Source organism: Aeromonas sp., from assembly GCF_051657805.1.
GTDB lineage: Bacteria > Pseudomonadota > Gammaproteobacteria > Enterobacterales > Aeromonadaceae > Aeromonas.
Map to the genome: position 1 here is coordinate 273,502 of NZ_JBOFLJ010000003.1, position 23,332 is coordinate 296,833.

Annotated in this window: 19 protein-coding genes; 8 read left to right on the forward strand and 11 right to left on the reverse strand. The window is 62.9% G+C overall.

All coding sequences use genetic code 11. The annotated features are described in order from the left end of the window. Positions 1 to 36 precede the first annotated feature (36 nt). The 7 genes from nlpI to queA form a co-directional block, all read right to left on the reverse strand. Positions 37 to 978, reverse strand: a complete 942-nt coding sequence (nlpI, locus tag ACRCYW_RS01625; RefSeq protein WP_438548431.1) for a lipoprotein NlpI — start codon at positions 976 to 978, stop codon at positions 37 to 39. 89 nt (positions 979 to 1,067) lie between these two features. Continuing rightward, complete coding sequence (locus tag ACRCYW_RS01630) at positions 1,068 to 1,436, reverse strand: rhodanese-like domain-containing protein (protein ID WP_438548432.1); 369 nt, start codon at positions 1,434 to 1,436, stop codon at positions 1,068 to 1,070. 108 nt (positions 1,437 to 1,544) lie between these two features. Continuing rightward, on the reverse strand, positions 1,545 to 2,492 hold the full coding sequence (gene secF, locus ACRCYW_RS01635; RefSeq protein WP_438548433.1) for a protein translocase subunit SecF: 948 nt from the start codon (positions 2,490 to 2,492) through the stop codon (positions 1,545 to 1,547). A gap of 9 nt (positions 2,493 to 2,501) precedes the next feature. Beyond that, the gene (secD, locus tag ACRCYW_RS01640; RefSeq protein ID WP_438548434.1) at positions 2,502 to 4,355 is read right to left on the reverse strand and encodes a protein translocase subunit SecD; all 1,854 of its coding nucleotides are present in this window, start codon (positions 4,353 to 4,355) and stop codon (positions 2,502 to 2,504) included. A gap of 18 nt (positions 4,356 to 4,373) precedes the next feature. Beyond that, positions 4,374 to 4,709, reverse strand: coding sequence for a preprotein translocase subunit YajC (gene yajC, locus ACRCYW_RS01645; protein ID WP_100858982.1), 336 nt, complete (start codon positions 4,707 to 4,709; stop codon positions 4,374 to 4,376). Positions 4,710 to 4,760: 51 nt separating this feature from the next. Further along, the gene (tgt, locus tag ACRCYW_RS01650) at positions 4,761 to 5,897 is read right to left on the reverse strand and encodes a tRNA guanosine(34) transglycosylase Tgt (RefSeq protein WP_438548435.1); all 1,137 of its coding nucleotides are present in this window, start codon (positions 5,895 to 5,897) and stop codon (positions 4,761 to 4,763) included. Between the two features lie 119 nt (positions 5,898 to 6,016). Then, entirely contained in the window at positions 6,017 to 7,084 is a 1,068-nt protein-coding gene (queA, locus tag ACRCYW_RS01655) for a tRNA preQ1(34) S-adenosylmethionine ribosyltransferase-isomerase QueA (protein WP_438548436.1), read from the reverse strand. 212 nt (positions 7,085 to 7,296) lie between these two features. Between queA and ACRCYW_RS01660 the strand changes: the two genes are divergently transcribed. From ACRCYW_RS01660 to ACRCYW_RS01675, 4 genes are all read left to right on the forward strand, one after another. Further along, positions 7,297 to 7,743: a CBS domain-containing protein gene (locus tag ACRCYW_RS01660; RefSeq protein ID WP_438548437.1), complete on the forward strand. Its 447-nt coding sequence runs from the start codon at positions 7,297 to 7,299 to the stop codon at positions 7,741 to 7,743. Between the two features lie 635 nt (positions 7,744 to 8,378). Further along, entirely contained in the window at positions 8,379 to 8,945 is a 567-nt protein-coding gene (gene ahpC, locus ACRCYW_RS01665; RefSeq protein WP_438548438.1) for an alkyl hydroperoxide reductase subunit C, read from the forward strand. A gap of 158 nt (positions 8,946 to 9,103) precedes the next feature. Continuing rightward, on the forward strand, positions 9,104 to 10,690 hold the full coding sequence (gene ahpF, locus ACRCYW_RS01670; RefSeq protein ID WP_438548439.1) for an alkyl hydroperoxide reductase subunit F: 1,587 nt from the start codon (positions 9,104 to 9,106) through the stop codon (positions 10,688 to 10,690). A 205-nt stretch (positions 10,691 to 10,895) separates the two neighbouring features. Beyond that, positions 10,896 to 11,141: a hypothetical protein gene (locus tag ACRCYW_RS01675; protein ID WP_438548440.1), complete on the forward strand. Its 246-nt coding sequence runs from the start codon at positions 10,896 to 10,898 to the stop codon at positions 11,139 to 11,141. Positions 11,142 to 11,266: 125 nt separating this feature from the next. Here ACRCYW_RS01675 and ACRCYW_RS01680 read toward each other — a convergent pair whose 3' ends face one another. Next, on the reverse strand, positions 11,267 to 12,016 hold the full coding sequence (locus ACRCYW_RS01680) for a class I SAM-dependent methyltransferase (protein WP_438548441.1): 750 nt from the start codon (positions 12,014 to 12,016) through the stop codon (positions 11,267 to 11,269). A 119-nt stretch (positions 12,017 to 12,135) separates the two neighbouring features. Between ACRCYW_RS01680 and ACRCYW_RS01685 the strand changes: the two genes are divergently transcribed. The 4 genes from ACRCYW_RS01685 (at position 12,136) to ACRCYW_RS01700 (ending at position 18,528) form a co-directional block, all read left to right on the forward strand. Then, complete coding sequence (locus tag ACRCYW_RS01685; RefSeq protein ID WP_438548442.1) at positions 12,136 to 16,446, forward strand: ATP-binding protein; 4,311 nt, start codon at positions 12,136 to 12,138, stop codon at positions 16,444 to 16,446. Further along, positions 16,427 to 17,635, forward strand: a complete 1,209-nt coding sequence (locus tag ACRCYW_RS01690; RefSeq protein ID WP_438548443.1) for an EAL domain-containing response regulator — start codon at positions 16,427 to 16,429, stop codon at positions 17,633 to 17,635. The genes ACRCYW_RS01685 and ACRCYW_RS01690 overlap by 20 nt, the downstream gene beginning before the upstream one ends. Positions 17,636 to 17,775: 140 nt before the next feature. Beyond that, on the forward strand, positions 17,776 to 17,991 hold the full coding sequence (locus ACRCYW_RS01695) for a hypothetical protein (RefSeq protein WP_438548444.1): 216 nt from the start codon (positions 17,776 to 17,778) through the stop codon (positions 17,989 to 17,991). Positions 17,992 to 18,045: 54 nt separating this feature from the next. Next, positions 18,046 to 18,528 carry a VOC family protein gene (locus ACRCYW_RS01700; protein ID WP_438548445.1) on the forward strand — a complete coding sequence of 161 codons (483 nt, stop codon included), beginning with the start codon at positions 18,046 to 18,048 and terminating at the stop codon, positions 18,526 to 18,528. A gap of 109 nt (positions 18,529 to 18,637) precedes the next feature. Here the strand turns inward: ACRCYW_RS01700 and ACRCYW_RS01705 are convergent, their stop codons facing one another. The 3 genes from ACRCYW_RS01705 to gcvH all read right to left on the reverse strand — a co-directional run bounded on the left by ACRCYW_RS01705 (position 18,638) and on the right by gcvH (position 23,327). Next, entirely contained in the window at positions 18,638 to 19,588 is a 951-nt protein-coding gene (locus tag ACRCYW_RS01705; protein ID WP_438548446.1) for an NmrA/HSCARG family protein, read from the reverse strand. A gap of 192 nt (positions 19,589 to 19,780) precedes the next feature. After that, positions 19,781 to 22,657: an aminomethyl-transferring glycine dehydrogenase gene (gcvP, locus tag ACRCYW_RS01710; protein ID WP_438548447.1), complete on the reverse strand. Its 2,877-nt coding sequence runs from the start codon at positions 22,655 to 22,657 to the stop codon at positions 19,781 to 19,783. A gap of 280 nt (positions 22,658 to 22,937) precedes the next feature. Next, on the reverse strand, positions 22,938 to 23,327 hold the full coding sequence (gcvH, locus tag ACRCYW_RS01715) for a glycine cleavage system protein GcvH (RefSeq protein WP_438548448.1): 390 nt from the start codon (positions 23,325 to 23,327) through the stop codon (positions 22,938 to 22,940). Positions 23,328 to 23,332 lie beyond the last annotated feature (5 nt).

Consider the following 23,332-nt stretch of genomic DNA (forward strand, 5'->3'; position numbering starts at 1 on the left):
TCGTGATGAGGCCTTTTTCATGGTTTGCCACTGGATTCAGGAGGCTTGCTTGCTCTTCTGTACGCTCGGAGCTCCGGGCGGCACGGGCTTGCGCGCCATCAGCTCCAGCTCCAGCAGGGCATAGCGGTGCTCGATGAAGTCGTAGACGTTGTTGGCAAGGGCCAGCTTGAAGTAGCTGATGGCTTCCTTGCGGTTGCCCTTGGCCAGCTCAAACTTGCCGAGGTAGAAGTAGGTCTCGCACAGGCGCTCGGCGAGCTCCCGATTGTCCTTCACCCCTTTCACCACGTTGCCCATCAGCTGGGTGGCATTGATCTCGCCGGTGTAGAGGCGAACCAGATCCCAGTTCCAGGCGTCGTCATCGTACTTGTTGAGCCGATCCCGCATCCGGCTCATGGCCGCCGGGGCATCGAGCTTCTGCTCGGCCAGATAGAGCCAGATCACCCGATAGGGGTCTTCCGGCTGCGCCTCGTAGAAGCGCTTCATGTCGGCGGCCGCGAGTTCGGGACGATTGCCGTAATAGAGCGCTATGCCCCGGTTGAGATAGGCGTAGTCGTAATCCGGAGCCAGCTCCAGCGCTGAATCGAAGGCCTCATAGGCCTCGTCATAGTTCTGCTGCTGCACCAGATAGACGCCGATGAAGTTGTAGGCCTCGGCAAAATCGGGCTTCTCCCGCAGGGCGCGGTTGAAATCCAGTCTGGCCAGGGAACGCAACCCCACTCTGTCAAACACCACGGCACGCTCATAGAACAGCTCGGCCCGTTGCTCCGTCGTCAACTCCATTTCACTGAGCATCTGCCCGAGTCGCGCCAGCGCCAACTCGCTCTGGTAGGAGACCTGCAAGGGGGTCGCCAATACCAGTGAAGCGGGTTGCGGCTTGGGAACTTGAGGAGCTTCAACCTGACTGCTACTGCTGCATCCCCACATGGGGAGCAACAACAGGATACCCGTGAGGTATCCAATCCCTATCCTGACGTTCAATGAACACTCCGACGCTTACGCTTGACCCGCATATGGTAAAGGCCAACCGAGACTTTGTCATGTGGCTGAGCCCCTCTCCCTCAAATAAATCAGGATTCGACAGGGTATCCGGCGTCATGCCAACCGCGAAAGCCTCCATCGACACTGACCACCCGGGTGTAGCCCATCTTCTGCAGGTTGTCCGCCACCAGGATGGAGCGGAATCCCCCCCCACAATAGAGGTAGAGCTCGGTAGCGGGATCCGGATAGCGGGTCTCGATGTCCCGCTCTATCACCCCGCGGCCGAGATAGGTCGCCCCCGGCAGATGCCCCCTTCCCCACTCGCTCTCCTCCCGCACATCGACCAGGTGGAAGACGCGGCCCTCATCCTGCCAGCGCTTGATCTGGTGCACGTCGGTTTCTTTCACCTGCGGGCGTATGGCCTCTACCAGGGCCAGAAAACGGGGGTTGTGTTGCATGGCTTGCTCCTCGTACTCGTTGTTGCCCGAGCCTGTGGCTCAATGTTGCCGAGCATCATGACTCAGTCGGACCATAAGAGAAAGGGCGCCTTGCGGCGCCCTTGTCGATTACGGCAGGATCTCTTGCTGATCCGCGCCCTCTTTTTCCACCTGGGTCGGCAGCATGTGCTCCCGCTTGACCCCGAGGAACATGGCAGAGGCGCTCGCCACATAGATGGAGGAGTAGGTCCCGAAGGCCACCCCGATCACCATGGCGATGGCGAAACCGTGAATAAGCGGCCCGCCCTTGAGCAGCAGCGCCACCACCACCACGAAGGTCAACCCCGAGGTGATAATGGTCCGGCTCAGGGTCTCGGTCATGGAGAGATCCATGATTTCGGCGGTATCCCCCCGACGCACCTTGCGGAAGTTCTCCCGCACCCGGTCGAACACGACTATGGTGTCGTTCAGGGAGTAGCCCACCAGCGTCATCAGCGCCGCCAGCACGGTCAGGTCGAACTCGTACTGGAAGTAGGCAAAGATGCCGAGGGTGATGATGACGTCGTGGGCCAGGGAGAGGATGCCCCCCGTGGCCAGACGCCACTCGAAGCGCACCGCCACATAGATCAGGATACAGATGATGGAGGCCAGCATGGCCAGGGCACCGTCCGTCGCCAGCTCGTCACCCACGGAGGGGCCGACGAACTCGACGCGCTTGAGCACGGCATCCTGATCGATCAGCTTGGCAGCCGCCAGCACCTCGTTGCCCTGCTGCTCCACCTTGACCCCCTCTTTCGGGGCCATGCGCACCAGGACGTCGCGGCTGGAGCCGAAGAACTGCAGGGTAGCCCCTTCAATCTTCTGCTGATCCAGCGCCTCGTGCATCTTGTCCAGGCTCACCGACTGCTGGAACCCCACCTCGATGGTGGTACCACCGGTGAAATCCAGGCCCCAGTTCAGGCCGCGATCGAACAGGATGTAGAGGGCGAACACCGTCACCAGAGCAGAGAGCACCATACCCGTCTTGGCGAAACGCATGAAGGGGATGGGCTTTTCAAAATGTAGAATTTGAAACATGTCTCTTCCTTAGATCGGCAGCTTGTCGATGCGCCGTCCACCCCAGGCCAGGTTGATAATGGCGCGGGATACCGTGATGGCGGTAAACATGGAGGCGGTCAGGCCGATCCCCAGCGTCAGGGCGAAGCCCTTGATGGCGCCGGTACCGATGCCGAACAGGATCACACAGGTGATGAGCGAGGTGACGTTGGAGTCGGCGATGGTGGAGAAGGCGCGATCAAAGCCCAGATGGATGGCTTGCTGCACCCCGCGACCGTTGCGGATCTCTTCACGAATACGCTCGTAGATCAGCACGTTCGCATCCACCGCCATGCCCAGGGTCAAGACGATACCGGCGATGCCCGGCAGGGTCATGGTGGCCCCCGGGATCATCGACATGATACCGACGATGAGCACCAGGTTCATGGTCAGCGCCAGGTTGGCAACCCAACCGAAGGCACGGTAGTAGATCCCCATGAACAGCACGATCACCAGCATGGCCCAGCCGATGGCTTCCATACCGCTGTCGATGTTCTGCTGACCCAGGCTCGGGCCTATGGTGCGTTCTTCCACGATCTGGATCGGGGCGATCAGGGCACCGGCACGCAGCAGCAGCGCCAGGTTGTGGGCCTCGTTGGCGTTGTCGATGCCGGTGATGCGGAACTGGCTACCCAGACGAGACTGAATAGTCGCGACGTTGATCACCTCTTCCTGCTTGCGGAACTTGCGCTTGCCATCCGGACCCGGCTGACCCACCGGCTTGTATTCGATGAAGACGGTGGCCATGCCCTTACCGACGTTGTCCTTGGTAAAGTTGGCCATCTTGTTGCCACCCTGGCCATCGAGCTTGATGTTGACCTGGGGACGGCTGTACTCATCGAAACCGGACTGGGCGCCCACTATGTGGTCACCGGTCAGGATCACGCGCTTTTGCAGCACCACGGGACGACCGTTGCGATCGTTGTACACCTTGGAGCTCGGCGGTACCCGGCCACTGGCGGCGGCCTGGATATCGGCGGTCTCATCGACCATGTGGAATTCCAGGGTCGCGGTGGCGCCCAGGATCTCCTTGGCACGGGCGGTGTCCTGGATCCCCGGCAGTTCCACCACGATGCGCTCGGCACCCTGCTGCTGGACCAGCGGCTCGGCCACCCCCAGCTCGTTCACCCGGTTGCGGATGATGGTGATGTTCTGCTCGAGGGCGTACTTCTTCACTTCCTTGATCTTGGCTTCACTCAGGGCGGCCAGCAGGATGAAGTCATCCCCCTTCTGCTCTGTGGTGAAGGTGAGATCCGGATTCTGGCGGCGCAGGAAGGAGACGGCCTTGGACTGATCGGCCTCCTCGCGGAAGACCACCTGCACCTGATCCCCCACCCGGCGCACGCCGGAGTAGCGGATCTTCTGGGTACGCAGCTCGGAGCGGAAATCCTGCACCATCTGCTCTTGCTGCTTGGCCAGCGCCTCGGCCATGTCCACTTCCATCAGGAAGTGCACACCACCGCGCAGGTCAAGACCGAGCTTGAGGGGCGCGGCACCGATGGCTTCGAGCCAGGCAGGGGTGGACGGCGCCAGGTTCAGGGCCGTGATGAAGTTGTCGCCCAGCTTGTTGGCGACGATGTCACGGGCTTTGAGCTGATCTTCGGTGTTGTTGAAGCGGACCAGGATGAAGCCGTGTTCGAAGGCAGCTTGTTTGACCGGGATATGGGCCGCTTCAAGCGTCTCCTTCACCTGATCCAGCGTCTCGAGTTTGACTTCGGCACCGCGGCTCGCAGAAACCTGCAAGGCCGGGTCTTCGCCGTAAAGATTGGGGGCTGCATATAGAAAACCGATGGCGATCACCACGACCACCATCAGGTATTTCCACAGCGGATAGCGATTTAACACGCTGTGCTCCTCGGGAGATTAGAGGGACTGGATAGAACCCTTGGGCAGAACGGCAGAGACGAAGTCACGCTTGATGGTGACCTGGGTCTGATCGTTCAGGGCCAGCACGATGTATTCGCTGTCGGCGGAGACCTTGGCGATCTTGCCGACCAGACCACCTGAGGTGAGCACTTCGTCACCCTTGGCCAGGGAGCTCATCAGATCGCGATGGGTCTTGGCGCGCTTGGCCTGGGGGCGGTAGATCATGAAATAGAAGATGAGACCGAAGACGGCCAGCATGATGATCATTTCCATGCCACCACCCTGTGCACCCGGAGCCGCGCCTTCTGCATATGCCTTGGAGATAATGCTCATTTAACAACCTCTTGTTTGATGTAGATTTGATGACTAGCTGATAACTCGTTGTTATTTCGTGTCGTTTTCAGCCAATGGAGGCACAGGCTTCCCTTGCCGACGGTAGAACTCAGTTACAAAGTCGTCTAATTTACCCTGCTCGATCGCGTCCCGCAAACCCTGCATCACCCGCTGGTAATAACGCAGGTTATGAATGGTATTCAGACGGGCGCCGAGGATCTCGTTGCACTTGTCCAGATGGTACAGATAGCTGCGGGTGTAGTTCTTGCAGGTGTAGCAATCGCAGTCCGCATCCAGGGTGCTGGTGTCTTCGCGATACTTGGCGTTGCGGATCTTGACCACACCGTCCGTGGTGAACAGATGGCCGTTGCGGGCGTTGCGGGTCGGCATCACGCAGTCGAACATGTCGATGCCGCGGCGCACCCCTTCCACCAGATCCTCCGGCTTGCCGACGCCCATCAGGTAGCGTGGCTTGTCCGCCGGGATCTTCGGGCAGACGTGATCGAGGATGCGATGCATGTCTTCCTTGGGCTCACCCACGGCGAGGCCGCCGACCGCATAGCCGTCGAAGCCGATTTCCAGCAGGCCGTCTAGGGACACATCCCGCAGCGGCTCGTAGACGGAACCCTGGATGATGCCGAACAGGGCGTTCTTGTTGCCGAGCGCATTGAACTTCTCCCGGGAACGCTTGGCCCAGCGCAGGGACATCTCCATGGACTTGCGCGCTTCTTCGTAAGTGGCCGGGTACGGGGTGCACTCGTCGAAGATCATCACGATGTCGGAGCCCAGGTCGTACTGGATCTCCATGGACTTCTCGGGGTCGAGGAAGATCTTCTCGCCGTTGATGGGATGACGGAAGTGCACCCCCTCCTCGGTGATCTTGCGGATGTGGCCGAGGCTGAACACCTGGAAGCCGCCGGAGTCTGTCAGGATGGGCCCCTGCCAGTTCATGAAGTCGTGCAGATCCCCGTGGGCACGCATCACCGCCTGCCCCGGCCGCAGCCAGAGGTGGAAGGTGTTGCCGAGCAGGATCTGGGCGCCAGTCTCGCGGACCTCTTCCGGGGTCATCCCCTTGACGGTGCCGTAGGTGCCGACCGGCATAAAGGCCGGGGTCTGCACGGTGCCGCGCTCGAATACCAGCTGGCCGCGACGGGCGCGGCCATCGGTGGTTTTCAGTTCAAATTTCATTGCTACCTCGATGCAGTCAGAGAAACAGTCTGACAGTTGAGGACCCGTGAGGGCCCATATATAAGAAGCTGCGCGATCTTACTCGACGATCGTGAACAGGTTCTGAAGGCAGAGGCTTTTTAAGCCTCGGCCCGGCGACGGGTGACGAACATGGCGTCCCCGTAGCTGAAGAAACGGTACTGCCCGGTCACCGCCGCCTGATAGGCCGCCATCACGTGATCGTACCCGGCGAAGGCGCTGACCAGCATGATCAGGGTCGACTCCGGCAGGTGGAAGTTGGTGATCATGGCATCGACTATCTGGAACTCATAGCCCGGGAAGATGAAGATGTCGGTGTCGCTGAAAAACGGCGCGAGCGGCTTGCCCTGGGCCAGGGTCACCTTGGCGGCGCTCTCGAGGGATCGCACCGAGGTGGTGCCCACGGCGATGACGCGGCCGCCCCGGGCGCGGGTCGCCGCGATGGCGTCCACCACCTCCTGCGGCACCTCGGCATATTCCGAGTGCATGTGGTGATCTTCAATCTTGTCCACCCGTACCGGCTGGAAGGTGCCCGCCCCCACGTGCAGGGTGACGAAGGCCAGCTCCACCCCCTTGGCCTTGATCCGCTCGAGCAGCGGCTCGTCGAAGTGCAGGCCGGCGGTGGGCGCCGCCACGGCACCGGGCTTCTGGTTGTAGACGGTCTGGTAGCGCTCCTTGTCCGCGTCCTCGTCGGGACGGTCGATATAGGGGGGCAACGGCATGTGGCCGATGGCCTCCAGGATCGCCAGCACGGGGCGGGGGTCAAGGAAATGGATCTCGAACAGGGCATCGTGACGGGCCCGCATCTCGGCTTCGACTTTGTCGCCGTCGGGGCCACCGTCCAGGATGAGACGGGTGCCAGGCTTGGGGGACTTGGAGGAGCGCACATGGGCCAGCACGCTGTGCTCGTCCAGGATACGCTCCACCAGCACCTCCAGCTTGCCGCCGCTGGCCTTCTGGCCAAACATGCGCGCCGGGATGACCCGGGTGTTGTTGAACACCAGCAGATCGCCGGGATTGAGCCGGTCCAACACATCCACAAATTGACCGTGGCGCAGGGCGCCAGTTTGACCATCGAGCTGCAACAGACGGCTGGCGGTGCGCTGCGTCATGGGATAGCGGGCAATCAGCTCGTCTGGCAGATCAAAATGAAAATCGGATACTTGCATCTTTCACCTCGGGGGGAATCGGCGGCTAGTCTAGTTATCCCCTTAGTTCAAGGCAACCCAAAAGACCAAAAACCCAAGGCAGACAAGGGATAGCGGGCGTTTTTGTGACCGCTTGCGCGTTAACGGTTCTTTAACGACCTGTATTGACCCCGATCATGTTCTGGTACCTGAGGCTGGGCTAGGGTGGAGGCAGAGACACAAGGAGGCCCACCATGATGACACTGTCCGAAATCATGACCGAACATCCCTTCACTTTGGGTCCACAGAACAGCGTCAAGCAGGCGATGGATCTGATGCAGCAGGAGCGGATCCGCCACATCCCCATCGTCGACGATCACCATCATCTGCTGGGACTGGTCACCCTCTCCGATATCCTGGCCACCCGGGAATCCAAGCTGCTGCTCATCAACCCGGAGCGGGAGGCGGAGTTCACCGACAGCGTCCAGCTCGACGAGATCATGACCCGTCAGGTGGCGACCGTGGATCCCCGCGCCGGCATCAAGGAGGCGGCCCTCTACCTGCAGCGCCACAAATATGGCTGCCTGCCGGTCATCAAGGGGCGCAAGCTGGTGGGCATAGTCACGGAGTCGGATTTCATCGCGGTGGCCATCAACCTGCTGGAGTTGCTCGAAGAACAGGAGCCTCTCTCGGACTTTTGATCATAAAATCTCGTAATAAAATTACATTAAAAGCGTTTTCAGGCGATTAAATCGGCCATAAAACTGAAACCCTTTCATTTTGAATGGAAAGTTACATCACAAACTTGCTTTGTGATCGCCATCACACTATCATACCTCCCATGCAATGTTTGCCGAGGGGGAGATGAGGATTGTGCACCCGTACTCTTCCCTTCATATGTCTGCAAGTTTGCACACCCCGTAGTAAGTCTTTGCTGTAAAGCATTTTTATATATCGCCATTCCTTGTTTGATGACCCGGCCTCCTCTTGCGATGACGCCGGGATTTTTTTGTCTGTCTGCCGCCCTCCCCCGACGATCCTTCATATTTCCCTGCTTTCATCTCCTGGATAAAACAAGATCCCATCCGGGACTTGAAAATGTGACCTGCAGGACAGAAATTGAACTTCGACAATGAGTTATCTCTCAAGGCCTGAGATATTCATGTTAGGTACAGTTGCGATGGGTTATCTAATAAATAGATTTAAGTGATTCAAAATTGTGGCTTTGACCGATTAGCGAAAAGCCCTATGATGCCTCCATCGAAAGTTAAACGCCTCGGCTGGCCAGATTCGTCGCAACCAGACAGGCATATGTACATCACCAAGGAGCTAATACATGTCTACCTATATCAACACTGAAATCAAGCCGTTCAACGCTACCGCTTACCACAATGGCAAATTCGTTCAGGTGTCTGACGCTGATCTGAAAGGCAAGTGGTCCGTGGTGTTCTTCTACCCGGCTGACTTCACCTTCGTTTGCCCGACCGAGCTGGGCGACCTGGCAGACAACTACGCAGCATTCAAGAAGCTGGGCGTCGAGATCTATGCCGTCTCCACCGACACCCACTTCACTCACAAGGCCTGGCACGACACTTCTGACACCATCAAGAAGATCCAGTACCCGATGATCGGTGACCCCACCGGTACCATCACCCGCAACTTCGGCGTGATGATCGAAGAAGCTGGTCTGGCTGACCGTGGTACCTTCGTGATCGACCCGCAAGGCGTCATCCAGATCGTCGAGATCAACGCCGGTGGTATCGGCCGTGACGCCCTGGAACTGCTGCGCAAGGTCAAGGCTGCCCAGTACGTTGCCGCTCACCCGGGTGAAGTCTGCCCGGCCAAGTGGAAAGAAGGCGAAGCCACTCTGGCCCCGTCCCTGGATCTGGTAGGCAAAATCTAAGCCTCCCCGCTCTAAAGACCGGCCCGTTTCAGGGCCGGTCTGCTTTCCGGCCCACGTCAGGGGTGCCGGTCTGTTTTGTGGCCCTGTATTCTCTGTATTCAGTGCTCTCTGTATCCAGTCATAGCGCCGACCCGCATTCAGCAAGAAGGAATTCGACCATGTTAGATACCAACCTCAAACAACAACTCAACGGTTACTTGCAGTACATCGTCAATCCCATCGAGATCAGCGTGTCCGGCAATGACAGCGACAAATCCGCCGAACTCCTGGCCCTGGCCACCGAGATCAGCGAGATGTCCCCCAAGATTTCCATGACCGATGGCACTGCCGCCCGCAAGCCTTCCATGAGCATCGCGGCCCAGGGCCAGGCCCCCCGCGTGCACTTTGCCGGCATCCCCATGGGTCATGAATTCACCTCCCTAGTGCTCGCCCTGCTGCAGAGCGGCGGCCACCCCTCCAAGGCCGATCCGGCCGTGCTGGAGCAGATCAAGAATCTGAAGGGTGAGTTCCACTTCGAGACTTATATCTCCCTCTCCTGCCACAACTGCCCGGACGTGGTACAGGCCCTGAACCTGATGGCGACCCTGAACCCGAACATCACCCACGTGATGATCGACGGCGCCCTGTTCCAGGACGAGGTCAACGAGCGCCAGATCATGGCCGTGCCAAACGTCTACCTGAACGGTCAGCCGTTCAGCCAGGGCCGCATCTCCCTGGAGGAGATCCTGGCCAAGGTCGACAGCGGCGCCGCCGAGCGCAAGGCTGAGGAGCTCAACGAGAAAGCCCCCTACGACGTCCTGGTCGTCGGCGGTGGCCCGGCTGGCGCAGCCGCCGCCATCTATGCCGCCCGTAAGGGGATCCGCACCGCCATCGTCGCCGAGCGCTTCGGTGGTCAGGTGATGGACACCGTCGGTATCGAGAACTTCATCTCCGTGCCCTACACCGAAGGCCCCAAGCTGGCCGCCAGCCTGGAGCAACACGTCAAGCAGTACGGCGTGGAAGTGATCACCGAGCAGCGTGCCGCCGCCATCAGCAAGGACGGTTACGTGAACGTGGATCTCGCCTCAGGCGCAACCCTGAAGAGCCGCGCCGTGATCCTGGCCACCGGCGCCCGCTGGCGCGATCTGAACGTGCCGGGTGAAGTGGAATACCGCACCAAGGGCGTGGCCTACTGCCCTCACTGTGACGGCCCCTTCTTCAAGGGCAAGCGCGTGGCGGTGATCGGTGGCGGTAACTCCGGCATCGAGGCTGCCATCGACCTCGCCGGCATCGTCGAGCACGTCACCGTCGTGGAGTTTGCCGATACCCTGCGCGCCGACGACGTGCTGCAGAAGAAGGCTCGCTCCATGGGCAACATCGACATCATCATGAGTGCCCGCACCACCGAAGTCATCGGTGACGGCAGCAAGGTGGTCGGCATGGATTACGAGGACCGCACCACTGGCGAGATCAAACACCTGGCGGTGGCCGGCATCTTCGTGCAGATCGGCCTAGTGCCGAACACCGAGTTCCTCAAGGGGAGCGAGGTCGCCCTGACCCGCTTCGGCGAAATAGAGATCGACACCAAGGGCGCCACCTCATTGCCCGGCGTCTATGCCGCAGGGGATGCCACTACGGTGCCCTTCAAGCAGATCATCATCTCCATGGGGGCCGGTGCCACCGCAGCCCTGGGTGCGTTTGATTACCTCATCCGCAATCCGGCGCCGGAAGCCGCTGCGGCCAAGAGTGAGGCCGTGACCGCCTGATAGGCTCCTCACCCGACAAGAAGCCGACTCCCTGGAGTCGGCTTTTTTTATGGCGCTTTGCGCGGCATCAGGCCCTTCCCCGCTCTGGCTCAGGGGCCGGTGCAGCCTCGGTCGTCCAGGCGATCGGCCACCCCTCAATGCCCCCTTCAACCGGCCGTTCTTGAGCGGCTATCCTTAACGGGATCCCATCATGGAGGTCGTCAAGATGAGAGTCGTGTTGTTGTTGGCAGGCCTGCTGTTCGCCGGCAGCGCCCTCGCCTTTCACTGTCCCATGGACATGAAGAAGATCGATGATGCCCTGGCCGCCGATCCCGTGCTCAGCGCCGAGCAGCTGGCCGAGGTGAAGCAACTCAGGGCTGAGGGGGAAGCCCTGCACAAGGTGGGTAAGCATCAGGAATCCGTCGATACCCTGGCCAAGGCCATGACCCTGCTCGGTCTGGACAAGCAGTAGGCTTCACCCCCCGTAAACAGACAGGCCCTCGCTCATGAGGGCCTGTCTGTTTCTGAGCCTGGCGGACTGCTTGCCATCTCCTCCCCTTCACGGGTCATCAGCCCGTCGTCTAACTCCCTGATGCCCTAAACCCGACCGCTATAGACCAGTGTCTGGTAGTTGAAGGCGATCCGGCCATCCTGCGCCCAGCGTTCGAACTCCCGATGGATCAGGGCCGCCAGTTGCTCATAGGCCGGGGTGCCGATGGCGGGGGCATAGGAGGAGGAGTTGAGCCGCCCCATGACCCCATCCAGATCGAACAACTGCCGGTTGGGGAAGCAGTCCAGGCGATACGCCCCCTCGAAGAAGGCCGCGAAGTCGGCCTCACCGAGGTTGCGATGATTGACCTCCTCGTAGTCCCCCGAATAGGCGCGCAGCCCCGCCTCATAGGCTTGCAGAAAACCGGTGTCGGTCAGCCGATCGTTCCAGATGAGGGCAACCCGGCCGCCGGGTTTGAGCAGGCGCCGGCACTCGGCCTTGAAGGCCCTTCGATCGAACCAGTGAAACGCCTGGGCGACGGTGACGAGCTCCAGGCAGCCCGCCGGTATGCCGGTCGCCTCGGCGCTGCCCCCCAGCCAGTGGATGTTGCCCGCCTCCACCAGCAGCCGCTCGGCCGCCCCCCGCATGTCGGGGTTGGGCTCCACCGCAAAGATCTCGCCCACCCTGGGGGCGAGCAGAGCGGTCAATATGCCGGTGCCCGCCCCAATGTCGGCCACCCGGGCATCCGGCCCCATGGCGAGCTCGGCCGCCAGAAAATCCAGCATGGCCGCCGGATAACCGGGCCGATACTTCACATAGGCCTCGACCCGGGCCGAAAATCGTTGGGTACTGTCCATCAGATACTCCCATTTACCTCAGAGCTGAATCCAAGCTGTTCATCATGTCGTCATCAATAGACGCTGCGAAATGCCCCTTCTACACTGCCACCCCTATCACATTTTGCCGAGTATGTATCTTGTTTGGGGTCATTCGATTACTGCTTCTGCTGCCCGTGCTGGCCGCCCAGAGCCTGCTGGCGGCCGTACCGCCCCCCTATGCCCTGCGACTCGATACCGAACAGCAAGCGTGGCTGCGCGAGAAACAGACGCTGACCATCGGCATGCCGGCGACCGACTGGGCCCCTTACAGCTATTACACGGGCAATAACCGCTATCAGGGCCTGCTGCACGACTATCTGCAGACCCTCAGTCAACGGCTCGATCTCAGGCTAGGCTACCGGGCCTATCCCACCTTCGAGGATGCACAGCGCGCCTTGCGCCGCGGCGAGGTGGATGCCCTGGCCGGGGTGACCCTGACCCCCCAGCGTCAGCGCTGGATGCACTTCACCGCCCCCCTCATCGAGATCCCCCGCGCCGTGCTGCTCGCCCGACCGGGCCCCTCGCCCAGCCGGGCGCAGGCCGCGCAGATGCAGTGGGTCTGCGAGCGCGGCTACGACAGCTGCGATCTGCTCGAACAGCTTGGGTTCAACAAGATCAGGTACGTGGACCGCAACATCGAGGCCCTGTTCATGGTCAAGTACGGGTTGGCGGATGCCTACCTCTCCGATCGCCCCTATCTGGAGAGCAACCTTTCCAGTCAGCGCGTCAAGACCCAACAGATGGTCGAGGTGCCCTGGGTTGATCCCGCCCAGCTGGCCCTCGCCACCCTCTCCGGCAACCGTGCTCTCGGTCCCCTGCTGAGCCTGGCGGTGGACAGCCTGCCCCCCCAGGACAAACACGCCCTGATGGAACTGGCCGACACCTATAGCGAACCGAAGGAGCAGGCCAGAGCGGTCAGCCTGTTCACTCCCGAGGAAGAGGCATGGATGGCCCATCACCGGGAAATCCGATTTGCTCCCGGCCCCTGGTTTGGCCTGGCCACCGTTGATGAGAACGGAAAACTCACCGGCATGCTGGCGGATCTGCTCGCCCTGATCGAGCGGCGCAGTGGTCTGCATTTCAAGCTGCAACCCACTGTGCCAGAAGGGGGTAGCCTGGCCACCCTGGCAGAGGGCAAGCTGGACGTCGTCCCGGCCATCGTCAACCTGCCCGAGCGTCGCCCCCGCTTCCTGTTCACCCCGGACTATCTGACCCTGAAGCGGCTGCTGCTTACCCGGCGCGAGAAGGGAGAGCTCGGCTCCCTCAAGGAGATAAGAGGGGCCAGGGTGGCAGGGAGTCGGGCTTCGGCCGATGAAACCATCATCCGCAACTGGCAGGCCGAACCCGTCACCTTCTCCTCCTTCGATGATCAGCTTGAGGCCCTCGCCGAGGGGCGGGTGGACTACATACTGGCCAACGAGGGCGTCAGCGAGCAGATCCTGCGCAAGGAGACAGATCAGGGTCTGCGCATCGCCTATAGCGGCAGCGAGCTGGACGTCCCCCTGGCGATGGTGGTCGGCAAGGGCGATCCCTTGCTGGCCAGCATCCTCGGCAAGACCCTGGCGACGATCAGCCCGGCAGAGATGCAGCTGCTGCAGGACAAGTGGTTCACCCTGAAAATAGAAACCGGGATCAACAAAAAACAGCTGCTTAAACTGATTTTGACCATGCTGGGCAGCCTCTTTCTCGTGACGCTGCTGGCCTATCTCTGGAATCGGTCCATGAGCCGCGAGGTACGCCAGCGCCAGCGGGCCGAGGCCGAGCTCTCCCGCCAGCTGCAGCTGATGGCGACCCTGCTCGACACCCTACCCAACATGGTGGTGCTCACCAACGAGCGGCTGGAGATAGCGGTCACCAACCGGGCCTACCGCCAGTTCTACCTCGACGGCAAAAACACCCAGGGAGACTATGCCCTGCTGCTCAGCGACATCCTGCCCCTCGAGGTCATACTGCGCGTGCAAGCGGAAGATGCGCAGGTGTGGGAGAGCGGGGAGGATCTCCACTCCCGGGGGGAGGCCTGGCAGCGCGATGGGGCCGAGCGGATCGTCACCTACCACAAGCGGCTCTTCCTCGGCCCGAATGGAGAGAAGGCGGGAGTACTCACCGTGCTCACCGACATGACCGAGCAGCTGAACGCCCAGGCTCGCGCCAGGGAGGCGGAGGCCAGGCTGGCCCGGCTCACCGACAGCATCCCCGGCTTCGTATTCCAGTTCACCTATTTCGGCGAGGGAGAGGGGCAATTCCAGTATGTGAGCGCCGGCTGCCAGGCGATGGATCTCATCACCTCCGAGCAGCTGCTCTCCCGCCAGCACCATGAGCTTCTCCTCCACCTCGACGACTCACTGCGAGCGACCCTGATCGCCGAATTCGAGCGCCAGATCTCCCAGCAGACCCAGGTCGAGCTCACCATCCCCTCCCGCCAGGTGGATGGCCGGGTGCGCACCCTGCAGGTGCGTGGCAACGTCATCCGCCAGGAAGATGGCAGTGCCCTGCTCTATGGCATGGTGCAGGACATCACGGCCATGAATGAGCAACAGCAGGCGCTCAAGGAGGCACGCCAGAAGGCTGAGGCGGCGACTCGGGCCCGGGATCGCTTCCTCGCCACCATGAGCCACGAGCTGCGCACCCCCATCGCCGGCATGCACGGCATGCTGGAGCTGCTGCAACTCGGCCAGCTCAGCGAGGATCAGCACTATCTGGTGCGCAACGTGATCAGTTCAGCCGACAACCTGCTCTACCTGGTCAACGACATCCTCGACTACTCCAAGATGGAGGCGGGCCAGTTGCACCTGGAACCGTACCCGGCGCGCCTGGCCGAGGTGTTGGGCGCCGTGGTGCGCAGCAACGCGGCGGCGGCGCGCCAGAAGGGGCTGCAGGTTCACCTGCAGTGGGACACCCAGTTGCCGGACAGGGCCGAGCTGGATGCCAAGCGGCTGGGGCAGATCTGCGCCAACCTGCTGCACAACGCCATCAAGTTCACCGAGCGGGGTCACATCACCCTCACCCTCGCCTATCTGGAGGCTGAACTCTGGCTGCGGGTGGAGGACACCGGCATCGGCATCGCCCCCGAGCGCCTGCCCCGCCTCTTCACCCCCTTCGAGCAGGAGGACACCAGCATCAGCCGCCGCTTCGGTGGCTCCGGCCTCGGACTCGCCATCAGCCGCAATCTGGTGCAGCAGATGGGGGGCAACCTGGTGCTCGAGAGCGAGCCCGGCCAGGGAACCCGGGCCATTCTGTCCCTGCCCCTGTGTCAGCCCCATTGGGACGCACCGCCCCTCGCCGGCAGTCACTGGCAGGTCTCGCGCTCCCTGCCGGAGGCGGCGGCCCTGCTGCGCCGCTTCGGCGCCGACATAAGCCTGCGCGATCGCCACCATCCCCTGGCCCCGGGCCTGCTGCTGCTCGATGAGCAGGATGCGCAGACCCTCTGCCCGCCGGGATGCCAGCACGAGAGTCCGAGCCCCGCCTGCCGGGTGCTGCACCAGGACTACCGCATCCTCTATCTCAGCGAGCGGGAGAGCCTGCGCACCAGCCTTCACCCCGGCCGCTGCCTGCGCCTTGGCCAGCACCCGCTCTACCCGGATCTGCTGCAGGAGTGCTGCCTCGAGCTGATCGCCGCGGAGGAGAACCCCATGGCCCTCGCCCCCAGCCTCCCCCGGCTGCGTGGCCGGGTGCTGGTCGCCGAGGATCACCCGGTCAACCGGGCACTGCTGCAGCGCCAACTCAGCCTGCTGGGGATAGGGTTCGCGCTGTGCGAAAACGGACGCCAGGCCCTGGCGGCCTGGTCCCAGTCCTCCTTCGATCTGCTGCTCACCGACTGCCACATGCCCGAACTCGATGGCTACCGGCTCACCGCCATCCTGCGTGAACAGGGGGTGACGGCCCCCATCATAGGCATCACGGCGGATGCCTCCCAGGAGGTGAGTCGCCTGAGCGCCGAGGCGGGCATGACCGCCATGCTCCACAAGCCCTATGCACTGGCGGGCCTCGCCCAGCTGCTCGGGCACTACCTGGCGCAGGATGAGGGTCCCAGCCAGCCCCAACTCTCCCATCCTCCCCAGACCGACGTGGCGACGGTGGCGGCACGCTGGATCGCCCTGTTTGGCAGCGAGACCGAGGCTCGCACCCTGGCGGCCGAATACCTGCTCAGCAACGGGCGCGATCTGGCGAACCTGCAACAGGCGCTGCCCACGCTGGCGTGGGAAACCCTGTTCGACGCCGCCCACAGCATCAAGGGGGCCGCCCACATGACGGGGGAACTCGCCCTGGCCGAGCTGGCGCTGGCCCTGGAGATCTGCTGCAAGCGGCAGCAAACCGAGCCATTGGCCGAGCTGGTGCAGCAAGTGCAACAGCAGGCGCTGGCCGTCAACCACGAGATAGGAGCCTGGCTCGATGAACACACCCCGCGCTGAGATCGCCATCCTGGTGGTGGAGGACAACCCCTTTCAGCGAAAAGCCCTGAGTCACCAGACCCGGGCCCTCGGCTACCGGACACCGCTCGAGGCTGGCGATGGGGAGGCGGCCCTGACCCTGTGCCAGCAGCACAAGGTGGACATAGTGCTGTGCGATCTGCACATGCCCGGCATGGACGGCATGGCCCTGCTGCGCCGCCTCTCCCTCAACGGTTTTCGCGGCGGCATCATACTCGCCAGCGCCCTCAAGGATGACGTCGTGGAGGCGGTGCGGCGCATGGGGCATGCCTATGGCCTGCGGGTACTCGGCCGGCTGGACAAGCCCGCAAGCCTGGGGCAGCTCGCCGGGCTGTTGGCCAGCTGGGGGCCGCAAGAGGTTCCTCCAGCCGCCGCCAGCGACCCCCTCATAGCCGCCGCGGATCTCAGGCTGGCGCTGACACGGGGGGAGATAGTGCCCTGGTATCAACCCAAGGTGAGCCTCAGGACCGGCGAATGGCTGGGGGTGGAGGCGCTGACACGCTGGCAGCATCCGACCCTGGGCCTGATAGCACCGGCCCGCTTCATCCCCCTGGCCGAAGAGAGCGGCCTCATCGATCCCCTGAGCGAGTGCCTCATCGAGCAGAGCCTGGGTGATGCCGCGAACTGGCATCAAGCGGGCCGCCCTCTCAGGCTCGCCATCAACCTCTCGAGCCACAGCCTGATCGAGGGGAGACTGTGCGATCTGCTGATCGCCCGGTGCCAGCTGCGGGGGGTAGCCCCCAAGCTCATCACCCTGGAGGTGACGGAGAGCGCCTTCGTCCGGGATCTTGGCCACTCCCTCGAGCTGCTGAGCCGGCTGCGGATGCACGGCTTTGGCCTCTCCATCGATGACTTCGGCACCGGCTACTCCTCCTTGCAGCAACTCAGCCAGCTCCCCTTCACCGAGCTCAAGCTGGATCGGGGCTTCGTCGACCGCTGCCACCAGGATCCGGTGCGACTCGCCATCATAGAGTCGACCCTGATCCTGGCCCGCAAGATGGGGCTCAGGACGGTGGCCGAGGGGGTGGAAGACAAGGGAACCTGGGATCAGCTGGCCCGTCTCGGTTGCGACGAATGCCAGGGCTACTACGCGGGCCGCCCCATGCCTGCCGACCAGCTGCCGGGCTGGCATGCCGACTGGCTGGCCAATGAGCCCGATCGGCAGGCATAGGGTCTGTGCCTCGAGTACATCGACGGATACGCCCTCTTTCGGCTCGGCGAGCGCGCCCCATGCCTCCCCCGGCGCTACACTCAAATTTTCCCCTGCAAGGCGGCAAGCCTGAGTGACCCCAAGCCGACGGGAGAGACCCGATGTTGAGCACCAGATATCTGCTTCCCCTCCTCGCCACCCTGCTGTGGGGCTGCGGCCCCGAGCTGGCCGGCACGGCGGCCACCACGGGGGCACTGCAGGCCGAGCAGGCCAAACAAGCCAGGGCACAGATGGACGAATTCCAGCAGGCCCTCAGCGCCGCCGTGGATGCCACGCAGGCATCGGCATCCGCCGCCTCTGCAGCCACGGCCCCATAGCCAGCCGGCAACCCATTGTGCTGCCGGCAAGCCATTTGATGGAGAGAGGATGCGATGCAAACGAAAAAGAACAGGATCTGCCTCTGGTACGATGGCGACGCCGAGGAGGCCGCCCGGTTTTATGCGGGCCTCTTCCCCGACTCCAGCGTCGGCGCGCTGTTTTATGCCCCCACCGACTTTCCCTCCGGCAAGCGGGGGGATCTGCTGACGGTCGAATTCACCCTGATGGGGATCCCCTGCCTCGGCCTCAACGGCGGCCCCGGGGTCAACCACAGCTGGGCCTTCTCGTTCCAGATAGCGACCGAGACCCAGGCCGAGACGGATCGTTACTGGCACGCCATCATCGACAACGGCGGCCAGGCGAGCGAGTGCGGCTGGTGTCAGGACAAGTGGGGCCTCTCCTGGCAGATCACCCCCCTCGCCCTCACCCAGGCCCTGGCCGACCCGGATCCCGCCGCCGCCCAGCGCGCCTTTGAGGCCATGATGCAGATGGGCAAGATCGACATCGCCCGCATCGAGGCAGCCCGGCGAGGCTGAGCCTCCCAGCCCCATCAGCCATAAAAAAGGCCCTGCGATGCAGGGCCTCGTCGTTTCTGGCGGGGATTGGTTCCCGGCGTGATGGTCACGGCTTCAGACCAAATGGGCCCTACACCAGCGGGATCCGGCTCTTGTTGCGGGCGAGCCACTCATCAAACGTTTGCAGCGCCGGGTAGAGCGCACGGGCGGCGGCCAGGTCGCGGTTGCCGCAGAAGAGCTCGTTGAAGTCGCGCTTGAACTGGAACATGTTGCCGAGATCATCCGCCCCCGGGAAGCCAAGGCTGCGGTACGAATCGGGGGATACCTCGTCATAGCGGACCTCCTCCTCCAGCGCCCGCGTCAAGGCGGCGGCCATCTGCGCCCCCGTCAGATGCTCGCCGGCCACGCCCATGGTTTTGCCTATCAACGCAGGTCCCCGCTGAAAGATGCGATAGGCGCACCGGCCGATATCCTCGGCGGCGATACCCGGCAACTTCTTGTCCCCCATCGGCAGGGTGATCGCCAGCCTGCCGTCGGGCCCTCTCCTCGGCCCCATCCCGAAGTGGATGAAATTGTCCCAATAGAAGGAGGCCAGCAGGAAAGTGGTCGGCACCCCCAGCTCGGTGAACAGCCCATCGGCTTCGCCCTTGGCATCGAAGTGCGGCACCTTGTACTTGCCCATCAGGGTCGGCATGCGGTCGTCGCTCAGCGGCACCCATCGGCGGGTATCCTCGAGGGTCGACCAGATGACGTGCTCGAGACCAGCTGCCTTAGCGGCACCGGCCAGGTTCGCCGCCTGCGCCAGCTCTTTCTCGGGGGAGAAGTGCTCCCAGAAGTTGGTGACGCAGAAGGCGCCATGGGCCCCTGCAAATGCACGCTGCAGACTCGCCATATCATCCAGATCCGCAGCAACCACCTCGGCCCCCTGCGCAGCCAAAGCCGTCGCCTTGTCCGAGCCGAGGTTTCTCGTCAGGGCCCGCAGGGCAAAGCCGCCCCCGGCATCGTCCAGGATGGCGCGGGCCAGGCCCCCGCCCTGAGCACCCGTCGCCCCCACTACAACGATGATCTTCTTCCCAGCCATTTGGAACGCTCCTTATGAAGGTGAAACCAGATCAGGCGATGCCTGACTGTTGATTATATTGCCTGGGGCCGGGTCGCCCGCGATTTCATGGCCGAGCCGGGCAACGCCCGGCCATGCCAGCGCCAGCCTGCATAAAAAAGGCCCTGCTGATGCAGGGCCTCGTCGTTTCCGGTTGCTGGCTCGCGGCCGTCCTTAGTCGGCGTAATCCTCGGTCGGGATGCAGGAGCAGAACAGGTTGCGATCCCCGTAGACGTCGTCGATGCGATTGACGGACGGCCACAGCTTGGCGGCGCGCACGGCGTCGGACGGGAACACCGCCTCGGCGCGGCTGTAGGCGCGAACCCACTCACCGTCCATCACGTCATCCTGGGTGTGGGGCGCATGCACCAGGGGGTTGTCGGTCAGGCTCCAGTGGCCGTCCTGCACCTTGGCGATCTCGGCACGGATGCGGGTCATGGCCTCGACGAAGCGATCCAGCTCACGCTTGGATTCGGATTCGGTCGGCTCGACCATCAGGGTGCCCGCCACCGGGAAGCTCATGGTCGGCGCGTGGAATCCGTAGTCCATCAGCCGCTTGGCCACGTCCATCTCGCTGATGCCGGAGGCTTCCTTGAGGGGGCGTATGTCCAGGATGCACTCGTGGGCGACCCGGTTGTTGCGACCCGTGTAGAGCACGGGGAAGGATTCCCCCAGCTTCTTGGCCAGGTAGTTTGCGTTGAGGATGGCCACCTGGGTGGACTTCTTCAGGCCCTCGTCACCCAGCATGGCGATGTACATCCAGCTGATGGGCAAGATGCTGGCCGAACCGAACGGGGCCGCCGACACGGCGCCGTTGTCACGGCTCTCCTTGTCGGTCTTGACCACCGCGTGACCGGCCACGAACGGCGCCAGGTGTTTCTTAACGCCGATGGGGCCCATGCCGGGACCACCACCGCCATGGGGAATGGCGAAGGTCTTGTGCAGGTTGAGGTGAGAGACGTCCGCGCCGATGAAACCGGGCGCGGTCAGGCCCACTTGCGCGTTCATGTTGGCGCCATCCAGGTACACCTGACCACCATGCTGGTGCACGATGTCGCACACCTCCTTGATGGTCTCCTCGTACACCCCGTGGGTGGAGGGGTAGGTCACCATCAGGCAGGAGAGCTGATCCCCCACCTCGGCAGCCTTGGCGCGCAGGTCGTCCAGATCCACGTTGCCGGCCTTGTCACAGGCGGTGACGATGACCTTGAGGCCCGCCATCTGGGCAGACGCCGGGTTGGTACCGTGGGCGGAGGCCGGGATCAGACAGACGTCGCGATGCCCCTCACCGCGGGACTCGTGGTACTTCTTGATGGCCAGGAGGCCAGCGTACTCGCCCTGGGCGCCCGAGTTCGGCTGCATGCAGACCGCGTCATAACCGGTCACCTTCACCAGCCAGTCTTCCAGATCTGCCAGCAGCAGCTGGTAGCCCTGGGTCTGAGCCAGCGGCGCGAACGGGTGCAGCTTGCCAAATTCCGGCCAGGTCACCGGGATCATCTCGGCGGTGGCGTTGAGCTTCATGGTGCAGGAGCCCAAGGAGATCATGGCGTAGTTCAGGGCCAGATCCTTCGCCTCGAGACGGTGGATGTAGCGCAGCATCTCGGTCTCGGAGTGGTACTTGTTGAACACCTCGTGGGTCAGCACGGCATCGGTGCGCAGCAGATCTTGCGGGATAGCCGGATGGGCCTGTGCCTTGGCATCCAGGGCAGCCACATCCAGACCATGGCCCTGGCCGAGGAAGAGATCGAACAGCTCGGCCACGTCCTCGCGGGTAGTGGTTTCAGACAAGGAGACGCCCACGGCGCCGTCCAGATCTGAGCGCAGGTTGATGCCAAGGGCCTCGGCACGGGCAACCAGCCCCGCCTTGTCAGCGGTCAACACAGTGACCGTATCGAACCAGCTGTCGTGCTTGAGGGTCTGGCCCTTGGCCTTGAGGCCCAGCGCCAGGATGCTGGTCAGACGGTGCACGCGGGACGCTATGGTCTTGAGCCCCACCGGGCCGTGGTAGACGGCGTAGAAGCTCGCCATGTTGGCCAAGAGCACCTGGGCGGTACAGATGTTGGAGTTCGCCTTCTCGCGGCGGATGTGCTGCTCGCGGGTCTGCATCGCCATGCGCAGGGCCGCCTTGCCACGGGCATCCTTGGAGACGCCGATGATGCGGCCCGGCATGGAGCGCTTGTAGGCGTCGCGGGTGGCGAAGAAGGCGGCGTGGGGGCCACCGTAACCCATGGGCACGCCGAAGCGCTGGGCGGAGCCGAACACCACGTCCGCGCCCAGCTCACCGGGGGATTTGAGCAGCAACAAGGAGAGCATGTCGGCGCCGACGCAGGCCAAGCCCTTCTGGGCCTGGACCGCGGCGATCAGGGCACGCAGATCGGCGACCTTGCCCGTGGTGCCGGGGTATTGGAACATGGCACCGAACACTTCCTCGCTCACCGCCTCGGCGGCGGGGCCGACGGCCACGTCGAAGCCAAAGTGCACCGCCCGCTCCTTGACCACGTCGATCACCTGGGGATGCACGTCATCGGCCACGAAGAAGAGGTTGGACTTGGATTTGGCCATGCGCTTGGCGAGCGCCATGGCCTCGGCGGCGGCGGTGGCCTCATCCAGCAGGGAGGCGCTGGCCAGGTCCATGCCGGTCAAATCCAGGGTCAGCTGCTGGAAGTTCAGCAGCGCCTCGAGACGGCCCTGAGCCAGCTCGGGCTGATAGGGGGTGTAGGCGGTGTACCAGCCCGGGTTTTCCAGCACGTTGCGCAAGATGACGTGGGGCACGTGGGTGTCGTGATAACCCATGCCGATGTAGCTCTTGGCGATCTTGTTCTTCGCGGCGTATCCCTTGAGCTTTGCCAGGGCCTCCACCTCGGTCATGGGGGCGCCGATGCCGAGGGGGCCCGGACGGCGGATGGCGGCGGGGACGGTCTGATCGATGAGATCGTCCAGGCTCTCTGCGCCCACCACGGCCAGCAGGGCGCGCAGCTCTTCCTCACCCGGGCCGATGTGACGGCGGATGAAGTCGGTTTTTTGTTCGAGTTCAAACAGTGACTGAGTCATTTCCCTGATTTCCTGCTAAATAGGTCCTGCTAATAAGTCCTGATAGACATTCCCGAGCCGGCAGCGCCGACTCCACTCATGTTCTGTGTGTCGCTGGCACTGAGTGCGGACACGGGGTGCACAAGGGCATCCCTGGGGGTCGCGATTCTGGCGGCCTGCCCGTCTCATCCGCGGGGATAGGAGGGGTTGGCGCGGGCGACTTCACCCTGCCGTCAGCGCACCGGAGGCGGCTGGCGGTCAAACAAAAAGGCCCTGCAAATCCTTGCAGGGCCCGGCATGCTTACTCTTCGTCCACCACGTTCTGGTAGCCTTCGGCATCCAGCAGGTTGGCGAGCTCGGAGGCGTCGCTCAGCTTGATGCGGAACAGCCAGCCGGCGTCGTAGGGATCGGAGTTGACCAGCTCGGGGCTGCCTTCCAGCTCTTCGTTGACGGCGATGATCTCGCCGCTCACCGGGCTGTAGATGTCGGAGGCGGCTTTCACAGACTCGGCCACGGCGCACTCTTCACCGGCACTGACTTGCTTGCCCACTTCAGGCAGATCCACGAACACCATGTCCCCCAGCAGATCCTGGGCGTGCTCGGTGATGCCGACCACGGCCTCACCGTTGGCTTCAACACGGACCCACTCGTGGGAGGTGGCATATTTCAGTTCGCTCGGGATATGGCTCATTTCTG